This is a genomic window from Mesorhizobium sp. W016, assembly GCF_054719485.1.
Map to the genome: position 1 here is coordinate 112,765 of NZ_JBTTIF010000002.1, position 12,118 is coordinate 124,882.

The 12,118-nt window shown below is 61.0% G+C and carries 10 protein-coding genes; 4 read left to right on the forward strand and 6 right to left on the reverse strand.

Annotated features, from left to right (window positions below):
* Nucleotides 1-4: 4 nt before the first annotated feature.
* The 4 genes from ACYG9V_RS00875 to ACYG9V_RS00890 all read right to left on the reverse strand — a co-directional run bounded on the left by ACYG9V_RS00875 (nucleotide 5) and on the right by ACYG9V_RS00890 (nucleotide 4,676).
* Nucleotides 5-1,030, reverse strand: coding sequence for an esterase-like activity of phytase family protein (locus ACYG9V_RS00875; protein ID WP_352443954.1), 1,026 nt, complete (start codon nucleotides 1,028-1,030; stop codon nucleotides 5-7).
* Nucleotides 1,027-2,925, reverse strand: a complete 1,899-nt coding sequence (gene cobT, locus ACYG9V_RS00880) for a cobaltochelatase subunit CobT (RefSeq protein ID WP_023699107.1) — start codon at nucleotides 2,923-2,925, stop codon at nucleotides 1,027-1,029. The genes ACYG9V_RS00875 and cobT overlap by 4 nt, the downstream gene beginning before the upstream one ends.
* A gap of 11 nt (nucleotides 2,926-2,936) precedes the next feature.
* Nucleotides 2,937-3,923: a cobaltochelatase subunit CobS gene (cobS, locus tag ACYG9V_RS00885; protein WP_023670677.1), complete on the reverse strand. Its 987-nt coding sequence runs from the start codon at nucleotides 3,921-3,923 to the stop codon at nucleotides 2,937-2,939.
* Nucleotides 3,924-4,046: 123 nt separating this feature from the next.
* A complete protein-coding gene (locus tag ACYG9V_RS00890) occupies nucleotides 4,047-4,676 on the reverse strand; it encodes a J domain-containing protein (protein WP_032887126.1) in 630 nt (209 codons plus the stop codon).
* 168 nt (nucleotides 4,677-4,844) lie between these two features.
* Between ACYG9V_RS00890 and ACYG9V_RS00895 the strand changes: the two genes are divergently transcribed.
* On the forward strand, nucleotides 4,845-5,147 hold the full coding sequence (locus tag ACYG9V_RS00895) for a BolA family protein (RefSeq protein ID WP_023694052.1): 303 nt from the start codon (nucleotides 4,845-4,847) through the stop codon (nucleotides 5,145-5,147).
* 12 nt (nucleotides 5,148-5,159) lie between these two features.
* Here the strand turns inward: ACYG9V_RS00895 and ACYG9V_RS00900 are convergent, their stop codons facing one another.
* Both ACYG9V_RS00900 and ACYG9V_RS00905 read right to left on the reverse strand, forming a co-directional pair.
* Nucleotides 5,160-6,713, reverse strand: coding sequence for an acetolactate synthase large subunit (locus ACYG9V_RS00900; RefSeq protein ID WP_023699106.1), 1,554 nt, complete (start codon nucleotides 6,711-6,713; stop codon nucleotides 5,160-5,162).
* A 112-nt stretch (nucleotides 6,714-6,825) separates the two neighbouring features.
* The gene (locus tag ACYG9V_RS00905) at nucleotides 6,826-7,158 is read right to left on the reverse strand and encodes a hypothetical protein (protein ID WP_245260187.1); all 333 of its coding nucleotides are present in this window, start codon (nucleotides 7,156-7,158) and stop codon (nucleotides 6,826-6,828) included.
* 92 nt (nucleotides 7,159-7,250) lie between these two features.
* Here ACYG9V_RS00905 and ACYG9V_RS00910 point away from each other — a divergent pair, with 92 nt between their 5' ends.
* Genes ACYG9V_RS00910 through ACYG9V_RS00920 form a run of 3 tightly spaced genes read left to right on the forward strand, consistent with a single transcriptional unit; the run spans nucleotide 7,251 to nucleotide 12,085 of the window.
* On the forward strand, nucleotides 7,251-9,200 hold the full coding sequence (locus tag ACYG9V_RS00910) for a PrkA family serine protein kinase (protein ID WP_023685367.1): 1,950 nt from the start codon (nucleotides 7,251-7,253) through the stop codon (nucleotides 9,198-9,200).
* A gap of 17 nt (nucleotides 9,201-9,217) precedes the next feature.
* Nucleotides 9,218-10,525 carry a YeaH/YhbH family protein gene (locus ACYG9V_RS00915; protein WP_023685368.1) on the forward strand — a complete coding sequence of 436 codons (1,308 nt, stop codon included), beginning with the start codon at nucleotides 9,218-9,220 and terminating at the stop codon, nucleotides 10,523-10,525.
* A gap of 9 nt (nucleotides 10,526-10,534) precedes the next feature.
* A complete protein-coding gene (locus ACYG9V_RS00920; RefSeq protein WP_023685369.1) occupies nucleotides 10,535-12,085 on the forward strand; it encodes a SpoVR family protein in 1,551 nt (516 codons plus the stop codon).
* Nucleotides 12,086-12,118 lie beyond the last annotated feature (33 nt).

Below are 12,118 nucleotides of genomic sequence, written 5' to 3' on the forward strand. Positions count from 1 at the left end.
GCTCTCAATCCTGGTGCAGGATGAATTCCAGATAGAGGTTGCGCTGCAGGATCGAATGGTTGTCGTCCGAGATCAGCGACACCATCAGCGCTCTGTCATCGCGGGTCCAGACGTCGAGTCCTTCCATATTGTCGATCTGGTAGCCCATGTCGGCTTCCATCAGCACCGGCCCGTCGGCAACCGCGCCCTTCTCGACGCTTTCGCCATAGATGCGCCTTAGCCGCATCCTGACACCGCCGGCCATCGAGAAACTGCGCTCCAAAAGCAGCAGGTCGCCATCCGGCAGGAAGGCGCCGTCAGTGATGTCGAAATCACCGTTGCGCTTGACCGTGAAGACGCCCTTGTGCGGCCCTTCGATGATGGCGGCATAGATGTTGCCAGCCTTGTCCAAGCTCTTTTCCGAGACCACGACGAGGCCGCCCTCGTGCTGGCCGTTGGGATTGGCGTGGGTGACGGTCTCGAAACCGCGGTTCTGTCGCAGTTCGCGGGCTGGAACCAGAAAGTTCAGTTGCTTGAACGGGGCCGTCATGTTGCTGGGGTCAATCTTGAACTGGGCGACGCGGTGATCGCGCTCGAAGCCGACGGTGGCGATGCCGTCCTTGACTGCAAGGCCCTCGGCATCGACTTCCCATTTCCTGTCGATCGGCCGGCCCTTTTCATCGACCATCTGCTGCATGCGGAAATTCTGGATGCCGGACGGCCGCTTGTCGGCATCATGGGTGATCGAGCCGAAGAACCAGAAGCCCGTATCGGCGACGCCGATGAAATCGCTGCCGGGTTTGACGAACCGAAATGCCGACAGCGCGCCGAAATCGCGCGTCGTCGAGTTCATCTCAAGACCGCCGACGAATTCCAGCAGCCCAAACTGCTTGTCGGCGCTGCCGATATTGAAGGTGGTGATCGGCCGCGCCGAGACTTCGACCGGCTCGACCGCGCTTGGGCCGGCGGCGATGGCCGGCGCAAACGCCATGCCGAACAAGGCAGTGACCGCGAAGAGCATCTGCCGAAACCCGCCGCGCAAAAAAATCATCCAGCGCGCCGGTAGCCGCCGCGGCGTGTATCGCGCACGTTTTCCTCGGCAAACAGCGAGGCCAGCTGCTCGGTCATGGCGCCGGCCAGTTCCTCGGCATCGACGATGGTGACGGCGCGCCTGTAATAGCGGGTGACGTCGTGGCCGATGCCGATGGCCAGAAGCTCGACCGGCGAGCGCGTCTCGATCAGCTCGATGACGGCGCGCAGGTGCCGCTCGAGATAGTTGCCAGGATTGACCGACAGCGTCGAATCGTCGACCGGCGCGCCGTCCGAGATCATCATCAGGATCTTGCGCTGTTCGGGCCGGGCGATCAGCCGGTTGTGCGCCCATAACAACGCCTCGCCGTCGATGTTTTCCTTGAGCAGGCCCTCGCGCATCATCAGGCCGAGATTGCGCCGGGCACGGCGCCATGGATGATCGGCGGATTTGTAGATGATGTGGCGCAGATCGTTGAGCCGGCCGGGGTTCGGCGGCTTGCCGTCCTTCAGCCACTTCTCGCGAGCCTGTCCGCCCTTCCACGCGCGCGTGGTGAAGCCGAGGATCTCGACCGAGACGCCGCAGCGCTCCAGCGTGCGCGCCAGAATGTCGGCACAGGTGGCGGCAACCGTGATCGGCCGACCGCGCATCGAGCCCGAATTGTCGAGCACCAGCGTCACCACCGTGTCGCGGAATTTGGTGTCGCGCTCCTGCTTGAACGACAACGGCTGCATCGGGTCGATGACGACACGAACCAGGCGTGCCGGATCGAGATAACCCTCTTCGAGGTCGAAATCCCAAGAACGGTTCTGCTGCGCCATCAGGCGGCGCTGCAGCCGGTTGGCGAGCCGGCCGACGACGCCGGAGAGATTGGCCAACTGCTTGTCGAGGAAGGCGCGCAGCCGGTCGAGTTCTTCCTCCTCGCACAGATCTTCCGCACCGACCGTCTCGTCGAAGGCGGTGGTGAAAACCTTGTAGTCAATCTCTTTCGGCAGGTTGGCGAAGGGGTTGTCGTTACGGCGCGCCTCGCCCGGCGTTTCGGCGTCCGCATCGTCATCGTCGGAAAGATCGTCAGCGGTGGCGTCGGACGCTTCCGTCTCGGACGACTGTTCGTCGTCGGCGGAGGCCTCGGCATCCTCTGACTGCGACTGCTCGGAGCCGGAATCCTCTTCACCGCCCTCCTCGCTCTGCTCCTCGCCTTGCGGCTGGTTGTCGTCATTGTCCTCGGAGTCTTCGGTCTCCTGGTCGTCGCCGAGTTCCTCGGCCATCTCCATGGACGCAAGCATCTCGCGCACGACGCGGGCAAAGGCCTGCTGGTCGCCAAGCTTGGCCGACAGTCCGTCGAGATCGGCCTTGGCTTTTTCCTCGACCCAGGGCCGCCAGAGGTCGACCAGCCGTTCGCCGCTCTTCGGGATCGGCCGTCCGGTCAGCTTTTCGCGCACCATCAGCGCCAGCGCCTCCTCGATCGGCGCGTCGGCCTTGTCCTTGACGTCGACAAGGTTGGCCTTGGCGTATTTGTCCTCCAGCATCGAGCCGATATTGTCGGCGACGCCTTGCATGGCGCGGCTGCCGATCGCCTCGACGCGGGCCTGTTCCACGGCGTCATAGATCGAGCGCGCCAGCTTGCCTTCCGGCGCCAGTTTGGTGTGGATGCGCTGATCGTGGCAGGCGCGCTTCAGCGCCATGGAATCGCCCAGGCCACGAGTAATCGCGATGTCTGTCTTGGACGCTTTCTTCGGCAGTTCGGGCAGTCGGGCGCGGCTGCCGGCGAGCGCCGGGCGGTCCTTGGCGAAACCGACTTCGAGCTCCTTGTCGCCGGCGATGGCGCGCATGCAGACGGTGACGGCACGCTTGAAGCTGTCGGCTTCAGACCCCGTCTTCGACTTGTTGCGCGTGTTGTCGCCCGGACCCGCCATCGAGGCTCTGCTCAGCCCAGCACCACGTTGGCGGCGCTCTCGGGCAGGTCCTCGCCGAAGGCGCGCTGGTAGAACTCGGCCACCACCGAACGCTCCAGCTCGTCGCACTTGTTGAGGAAGGTCAGCCGGAACGCCATGCCGATATTGCCGAAGATCTCGGCATTTTCGGCCCAGGTGATGACGGTACGCGGGCTCATCACGGTCGACAGATCGCCATTGATGAAGGCCGAGCGCGTCATGTCGGCGACCCGCACCATCTTGTTGACGATGTCCTTGCCCTTGCCGTCGCGATAGTGCTTGGCCTTGGCCAGCACGATGTTCACCTCATTGTCGTGCGGCAGGTAGTTCAGCGTGGTGACGATCGACCAGCGATCCATCTGCGCCTGGTTGATCTGCTGCGTGCCGTGATAGAGGCCGGTAGTGTCGCCGAGGCCGACCGTGTTGGCGGTCGAAAACAGCCGGAACGCCGGATGCGGTCGGATGACCCGGCTCTGGTCGAGCAGCGTCAGGCGGCCCGACGATTCCAGCACGCGCTGGATGACGAACATCACGTCCGGACGGCCTGCATCGTACTCGTCGAAGCAGAGCGCGACATTGTGCTGGTAGGCCCAGGGCAGGATGCCGTCGCGGAATTCGGTGATCTGCAGGCCATCCTTGACGACGATGGCGTCCTTGCCGACGAGGTCGATACGGCTGACATGGCTGTCGAGGTTGACGCGCACGCAGGGCCAGTTAAGGCGGGCGGCGACCTGTTCGATATGGGTCGATTTGCCGGTGCCGTGATAGCCAGACACCATGACGCGGCGATTGTAGGCAAAGCCGGCAAGGATCGCCAGCGTCGTCGCCTTGTCGAACAGATAGTCCGGATCGATGTCCGGCACATGTTCCGAGGTCACCGAATAGGCCGGCACCACCATCTTGGACTCGAAGCCGAATTTGTCTTTCACCGACACCGTCGTGTCGGGCAAATTGGCGATGTCGCGATCGACCTTGTTCATCTCTATCCAAGTCTCCACTGGCGAAATGCCTGATTTCGCCGGCAATCGATTTTGTCCGGGGGCGGTCTTAGAGCCTTTTCCACCCTTATGAAAGTTGGAAAACGACACGAACCGTTAGGTTGCTCAGCACAAACCCGCCTGCTTGAGCACGCGATAGGCCTGCAGCACATCGCGGAACCGGTCTTCCGAACCTCTATCGCCGCCATTCGCATCCGGATGGTGGCGCTTCACAAGTTCCTTATAGCGCGCCTTGATGTCCTTGCCAGTCGCCTTTGTATCAAGGCCAAGCGTTTCCAGCGCCTTGGCCTCAAGCGGCTTGGCCTTGCGTTCGCGCGCCTCGCGCGGGTCCTTCGGCCCTTTGAACAGATCGAAGGGATCGCGCATGCGGTTGTAATAGCCGGCGCGACCGGAACGCTGCTGGGCGAAATCGGGCGAGGAGCGCGTCGAGGCGCCGGCGACGCCCATCTTCCATGTCGGCCGGTGGCCGGTCATCGCTTCCTTCTGGAAGCGGGCTATCTCGGTGTCCGGCACGCCGGAGAAGTAGTTGAAACCCTTGTTGTATTCGCGCACATGATCGAAGCAGAACTGAAAATACTCGCCTTCCTTCATGCGTCCGACCGGCGCCCGGTGGGTACCGGCCTCCTTGCAGCCGTCCCACTGGCAGATCGGCGAGTGCGACTTCAGCTCCGCATCCTTGTCGGGACGGACCCGAATTTTCTCGAAATATTTGGGGTACGGTTTCATCTCACCCATTTATGGGCTGTTCGCACGTGCGAAACAAGAATTGACATTTTCGCGATCATCGCCCTAACCGCTGAATCGCGGCATAAAGCAGGGCGAATGGCGATTTTTGAGGCGGCCCAGCGGGATCGATCCCGATTTCCCGATCACGCCTTGCAGATATGGTGAAGGGAGATGGCGATGTCCATACAGGCGACGATGGAAGACAAGCTGAACAAGGCGTTTTCGCCGGAGCGGCTGGCGATCGTCAATGAAAGCCATCTCCATGCCGGTCATCACCACCACGGCTCCGACCATCACGGTGCCTATGACGGCACTGGCGAGACGCATTTTCGCGTCCGCATCGTCTCATCCGTCTTTGCCGGCATGAGCCGCATCGACCGCCACCGCGCCGTCAACGAATTGCTGGCAGCGGAGCTGCAAGGCGGCGTCCATGCGCTGGCAATCGAACCGGCTGCACCCGGCGAAAAGACCCGCTGGTAAGTCTCTTCCGCCTCAGATCACCGCTTCGATGAGAAACGGTCCCGGACGCGACAGCGCACTGTCGAGCAGCGCGTCGAACCGTTCGCACGTGTCGGCGCGGGCCGCCTCGACGCCCATGCCTTTGGCCAGCGCAACCCAGTCCAGCGCAGGATGGTCGAGATCGAGCATGCGCTTGGCGTTCTCGCCGATTTCATTGACCCCGACATTCTTCATTTCGCCATGCAGGATGGCGTAGGTCCGGTTGGAAAAGATGATGGTCAGCACGTCAAGCTTTTCCCTGGCCTGGGTCCACAGTCCCTGCACCGTGTACATACCGCTGCCGTCGGCTTCGAGATTGATCACCTTGCGGTCCGGGCAGGCGATCGCTGCGCCGGTAGCCATGGGAATGCCGCCGCCGATCGATCCGCCCGTACCCATCATGTAGTCGTGCGGCGCCGCAAAGGCGGATAGCGCGAAGAACCGTCTCGCCGAGGTGACTGCTTCGTCGCAGACGATGGCATTGGCCGGAAGTTTGCGCGCTATCGACAGCGCGATGGCATCGTCCGTCAGTCTCCCGCTCAGCGTCGTTTCGTCTGGAAAGGCGGTTGCCGCGGTGAATTGCTGCGTCGGCTTGATGCCGAGTTCGTCGGCCAGCGCCTCCAGCGCCGCTTTCAGATCCTGGCCATGCGCCGCCAGCGAAAGCACCTTGCAATCGTCCCGAACCAGCCGCCCGGGCTTGCCGGGATAAGCGAAGAAGGCAACCGGCTCCTTGGCGCCGACCAGCACCAGCAAATCGATATCCCGGAGCGTGGCCGTCGCCGCATCGACCGGATAGGGAATGCGGGTCGGGGCGAACCGCCCGCGGCCGCGCTGCATGCGGGCGATCAGAACCTCACTGAACAGCCTGACATCGCTTCCCGATGAGATTCTCCCTGCGATTTCAAGTCCATCGGCGCGCGCCGCCTGCCCACGCACCACCATGCCGACACGGCCCGGCGCGGCGCGGATTGCTTCGGCGATCGTGCGCACAACATCCATGTCGACGGCGGGCGGCGGCTCCAGCTTCACCTTGCCAGGCGAAATCGCAGCAACTTCGCCCCAGGCGGCATCCGCAGGCAGGATCAAGGTCGTGACGCCAGGCGGCGTGAGTGAAGCGCGGAAAGCCGCCTCTGCGGCCGGCACAATATCGGCCGGCCCCTTGACGCGGCCAACCCAGTTCGACATCGGCGACGCTAGGCCTTCTATGTCGCTGGTCAGCGGGGCATCGAGCGGCAGATGGTAAGAAGCATGGTCGCCGACAATGTTGATCATCGGGCTGCGCGCACGCCTTGCGTTGTGCATGTTGGCCAAACCGTTGGCGAGACCCGGTCCGGTATGCAGCAACGTTGCTGCCGGGCGGTCGGTCATGCGCGCATAGCCGTCGGCGGCGCCGGTCACCACGCCCTCGAACAGGCCGAGCACGCAGCGCATCTGAGGTTTGCGGTCCAGTGCGGCAACGAAATGCATTTCGGATGTGCCAGGATTGGCGAAGCAGACCGTGACGTCATTGGCCAGGAGCACGTCGCACAGCAGATCGGCGCCATTCATGATTTTCTTTCCCAATCGACAATTCAGGAACAATTGCACCTGTAGGCGCCGGGTCGGCAATGTCCCGCCGGGGCTTTTGGTCTGATCCAGGACGCCTCGCGGGGATCCGGGATCAACCGACGGTCGCATTCAGGAAGGCCAGCATCGCGGCGGTCAACGCGTCGACGTCCTCGCCGAAGTCGTGATTGATCGACATATGCGTGTAGGCGTTGCCGTCGAACAGCGTCACTTCAGTGCCGGTGGCGCGCAGGCGCTTGGCAAAGCCTTCGATTGGTCGTCGCAGCCTTCGGCGCGCGAATAGGCGATGAAGGTCGGCGGATGCTTGTGTCCATCGAGATAGCTGGCCGGCGACAACGCCGCCCATCAGCGCCGCAGCACCGGGCAACCCGCCATTCCAGCCACTCCGAATGTTTCCTCCCAAGCCTTCTACCCGGATTGCAGCCACTCTCCTTCATGTGAAGGGAACCAACAATGCTTTCCGACAGTTGAAGGTGATGAGGCGATTGGAATCCAGATCGGCTCCGAGGGCAGAACATCATGCGTGCAACCCAATCCGACGTCTTCGATCTTTTTTCGGAAATTTATGCCAATGCGGCGGACGAAGAGGTCAGCATCCAACAGTATCTTCTTGCCTGTCGGGAAGACAAATCGATGTACGCTTCGGCTCCCGAAAGGATGGTCGACGCAATCGGCGAACCAAAACTGGTTGACACCAGCAAAGACGAGCGGCTCGGCCGCATTTTCGCGAATCGGACCCTCAAGGTCTACCCTCATTTTTCCGACTTCTATGGAATGGAGGATACGATCGAGCGCATAGCCGGGTATTTCCGCTATGCCTCGCAGGGGCTCGAAGAACGCAAGCAGATCCTCTATCTCCTCGGCCCGGTCGGCGGCGGCAAATCCTCTCTGGCCGAGCGCCTGAAGAAACTGATGGAGCAGCGCCCGATCTACACGCTGAAGGTCGGCAACCAGATCAGCCCGGTTTTCGAGTCGCCGCTTGGGCTGTTCCATCCCGATCACATGGGTGATCTGCTAGAGGATAAATACGGCATAGCCCGGCGCCGGCTGAACGGATTGATTTCGCCATGGGCGGCCAAGCGCCTCGACGAATTGTCTGGCGACATTTCCAAATTCAGCGTCGTCAAGCTGATGCCTTCGCGGCTGCGCCAGATCGGCATTGCCAAGACCGAACCTGGCGATGAGAACAATCAGGATGTCTCGGCCCTGGTCGGCAAGGTCGACATCAGGCAATTGGAAAATTTTAGCCAGTCCGACCCCGATGCCTATTCCTATAGCGGTGGCCTGAACCGGACCACGCAAGGTCTGCTTGAATTCGTCGAGATGTTCAAGGCACCCATCAAGGTTCTGCATCCGCTGCTGACCGCGACACAGGAAGGCAGCTACAACGGCACTGAAAATTTCGGCGCCTTTCCCTACCAGGGGATCATCGTCGCCCATTCCAACGAGTCGGAATGGCAACAGTTCAAGAGCAACAAGAACAACGAGGCGTTTCTCGATCGCATCCTGGTGGTCAAGGTACCCTATTGCCTGCGGATCACCGAAGAGAGGCAGATCTATGAGAAATTGCTGCGTGAGAGCGAGTTGGCCGCCAGCCCCTGTGCCCCTGAAGTTTTGGACATCCTCAGCCGCTTTGCAGTTTCGACGCGCTTGGCCGAGCACGACAACTCGCCGCTCTACACCAAGATGCGCGCCTATGACGGCGAAAATCTGAAGGAAGTCGATCCCAGGGCAAAGTCGGTCCAAGAATATCGCGACGCCGCCGGCGTCGATGAAGGCATGACGGGCGTCAGCACGCGCTTTGCCTTTAAGATCCTTTCGCAGACATTCAACTTCGATAATGAGGAGGTGGCCGCCGATCCTGTGCATCTGATGTACATTCTGGAGGAGGCGATCAAGCGGGAGCAGTTCCCGAAGGAAACGGAAGCGGCCTATCTTGAATTCATCAAGTCGGAGCTTGCGGCGCGCTACGCCGAGTTCATCGGCCACGAAATCCAGAAGGCCTATCTGGAGTCCTATAGCGAATACGGCCAGAACCTCTTCGACCGCTACATCGCCTATGCGGATGCCTGGATTGAGGACCAGGACTACAAGGACCCCGACACCGGCCAGATCCTCAACCGGGAGATCCTGGACAACGAACTTTCGCAGGTCGAGAAACCGGCAGGCATCGCCAATCCCAAGGACTTCCGTAACGAGGTGGTGAAGTTCACTCTGCGCGCTCGCGCAAGAAACCACGGCCGCAACCCGTCATGGACCAGCTATGAAAAACTGCGCGAGGTCATCGAGAAGCGGATGTTCGGACAGGTCGAGGACCTCTTGCCGGTGATCAGCTTCGGCTCCAAGCAAGACAGCGTTACGGAAAAGCGCCACAACGAATTCGTGCAGCGCATGATCGAGCGTGGCTACACAGAACGGCAGGTACGCCGGCTGGTGGACTGGTACATGCGGGTGAACAAGGCGGGTTGACAGAGCCGGATGGTTCCATGCCGATCTTCATCGACCGTCGCCTGAACCCCAAGGACAAGAGCCTTGGCAATCGACAGCGCTTCCTCAGGCGTGCTCGCGAGGAGTTGAAGCGGAGCATTCGCGATCAAATCCGCACTGGCAGGATCGCCGACGTGGATACCGAGCACGCCGTGCCCATGCCTGAAAGGAAAACAGCCGAGCCGAGCTTCAACGATGACAGGGCCAGCGGACGGCGCCGACACATCCTTCCGGGCAACAGGCATTTTTCCCCTGGAGACCTGCTCCCGAAGCCGCATGGGGGCGGCGCGGCGTCGTCGCCAGGAAACACGGCGTCGGAAGACGATTTTCGTTTCGTGCTGTCACGCGAGGAGGTGCTCGAACTCTTTTTTGAGGATCTCGAACTGCCCGACCTGGTTAAGCTCAATCTCAAGGAAATCCTTGCCTTCAAGCCGCGCCGGGCCGGCTTCGCGGCAACTGGTTCCCCGACCAACATCAATGCCGGCCGCACGATGCGCAACAGCCTAGGCCGGCGCATTGCGCTGAGGCGCCCCACGCAGCAGGAACTGGAGGCGATCCTCCGGGAAATCGTCACGCTTGAGTCGGCCCCGGCCGGCGCGGCGGTGCGCCAGCGCATCGCGGAATTACGCGACGAGCTTGACCGGCTGGAGCGACGGCGCAGGCGAATTGCCTTTGTCGATCCGGTCGATATCCGATTTAACCGCTTCGACGCCCGGCCGGTGCCGAATGCCAATGCCGTCATGTTCTGCCTTATGGACGTGTCCGGATCGATGGGCCAACGCGAAAAGGACTTGGCCAAACGCTTCTTCGTGCTGCTGCACCTGTTCTTGAAACGGCGCTACGAACGCACGGAGATCGTCTTCATCCGCCATACCCATGAGGCGCACGAAGTGGATGAGGACACGTTCTTCTACAACACGCAGAGCGGCGGTACGATCGTCTCCACCGCGCTCGACGAAATGCACCGCATTATCGGCCAGCGCTATCCTGCCAGCGAGTGGAACATTTACGCCGCGCAGGCCTCTGACGGGGACAATTTCACCACCGATTCCGAGCGATGCATAGAGCTCATGAACGGCAAGCTCATGCGCCTGTGCCAGTATTTCGCCTATGTCGAGATCATCGACGAACGCGAGAGCCACATATTCGGTGCTACCGAAAACGGGACGTCGCTTTGGCGCGCCTACAGTACGATCGAGCTGAAATGGCCCAACTTCCAGATGAGCCGCATCGCTGCTCCCGCGGATATTTACCCGGTCTTCCACCGGCTCTTCGCCAGGCAGCCGGTGGCCATCAAGAGCGCTTGAGAGAGAGAGATGGTCAGGCGAGCCAACGAAACGAATTTGTTGTTTTCCGGTTCCGACTGGAATTTCGAGAAATTATCGCGGGCTTTTGAAGAGATCGAGGCGATCGCGGTCGACGAGTTGCATCTCGATACTTACCCGGTCCAGATGGAGATAATCTCCTCCCAGCAGATGCTCGACGCCTACTCATCTATCGGCATGCCACTGATGTATCGGCATTGGTCGTTCGGCAAACATTTCCTTCACCAGGAGCTTCTTTACCGTAAGGGTGGTCGGGGGCTGGCCTATGAACTGGTCATCAACTCCAATCCCTGCATCGTCTACCTCATGGAGGAAAACACCATGGCGTTGCAGGCCCTTGTGACGGCCCACGCGGCGCTTGGCCACAATCATTTCTTCAAGAACAATCATCTGTTTCAGCAATGGACCGACGCCGGGGCAATCCTGGGTTATCTGGACTTCGCCAAGGGCTACATCGCCCGGTGCGAGGAGCGGCACGGCCTTGCAGCAGTGGAGGCTATTCTCGATTCCGCCCATGCGCTGATGGAACAAGGGGTGTTCCGCTACCACCGGCCGCCAAAGCTCTCGTCGGAGCGACAGCGCGAAGGGCTTCGCGAGCGCCTCGAATACGAAGAGCGCTCCTACAACGATCTGTGGCGCACGCTGCCGCCGTCGCAGAACAAAAACAAGTCCGGCAATGAGGATCAAGGGATGGCGGAGCGCAAGAGATCGCTCAACCTTCCCGAGGAAAACCTCCTTTATTTCCTCGAGAAGAACAGCCTGATCCTGGAACCCTGGCAGCGCGAGATCATCAGGATCGTCCGCGTCATCGCGCAATATTTCTACCCGCAGCGACAGACTCAAGTCATGAATGAAGGCTGCGCCACCTTCGTGCATTATACGCTCATGAACATGCTATTCGATCGCGGCCGGATCGGCGAAGGTGCCATGCTCGAAATCCTGCGCAACCATTCGAACGTGATCTTCCAGCCGGCCTTTGACGATCCCCGGTTTTCAGGCATCAATCCCTATGCCCTCGGCCTCGACATGATGCAGGACATACAGCGCATTTCGACCGAGCCGACGGCGGAGGACCGCGACTGGTTCCCGGACATTGCAGGACATGGCAACTGGCGCGAGGTCCTGCTTGAGGCCTGGGCCAACCACCGCGACGAATCCTTTATCCGCCAGTACCTCAGCCCGAGCTTGATCCGAAAATGGCGGTTCTTCGTGCTTGGCGATGGAGCCGACCAACCGCATTTCGAAGTCGCCTCGATCCACAACGAACGTGGCTATCACAAGATACGGGCCGAGCTAGCCCACGGTTACGACCTTGGAGCGAATCGGCCGGACATCCAGGTGATTGATGTCGACCTGCTCGGCGACCGGCAGTTGCGGCTGCAACACAGGGTAAAGGATGGTGTTGTGCTCGAAGGGGCCAGCCGTGACGCGACGCTGCGCCATGTCCGCAGCCTCTGGGGCTACGAGGTCAGCCTGGTCGCAGTTGACGCTCAAACCGGTGCGACCATCCACGAACGGTCTACGAGCCAGATCGCGGCATAAGCTCGGCAAAGAGCGTCATGTGGCGGGCCTGCT

Bases quoted from the DNA above. Each gene is read 5' to 3' on its own strand.
- ACYG9V_RS00910 (WP_023685367.1), top strand. From the start codon at position 7,251: ATGCGTGCAACCCAATCCGACGTCTTCGATCTTTTTTCGGAAATTTAT.
- ACYG9V_RS00915 (WP_023685368.1), top strand. From the start codon at position 9,218: ATGCCGATCTTCATCGACCGTCGCCTGAACCCCAAGGACAAGAGCCTT.
- ACYG9V_RS00920 (WP_023685369.1), top strand. From the start codon at position 10,535: ATGGTCAGGCGAGCCAACGAAACGAATTTGTTGTTTTCCGGTTCCGAC.
- ACYG9V_RS00895 (WP_023694052.1), top strand. From the start codon at position 4,845: ATGTCCATACAGGCGACGATGGAAGACAAGCTGAACAAGGCGTTTTCG.
- cobS (WP_023670677.1), bottom strand. From the start codon at position 3,923: ATGAACAAGGTCGATCGCGACATCGCCAATTTGCCCGACACGACGGTG.
- ACYG9V_RS00890 (WP_032887126.1), bottom strand. From the start codon at position 4,676: ATGGGTGAGATGAAACCGTACCCCAAATATTTCGAGAAAATTCGGGTC.
- ACYG9V_RS00900 (WP_023699106.1), bottom strand. From the start codon at position 6,713: ATGAATGGCGCCGATCTGCTGTGCGACGTGCTCCTGGCCAATGACGTC.
- cobT (WP_023699107.1), bottom strand. From the start codon at position 2,925: ATGGCGGGTCCGGGCGACAACACGCGCAACAAGTCGAAGACGGGGTCT.
- ACYG9V_RS00875 (WP_352443954.1), bottom strand. From the start codon at position 1,030: ATGATTTTTTTGCGCGGCGGGTTTCGGCAGATGCTCTTCGCGGTCACT.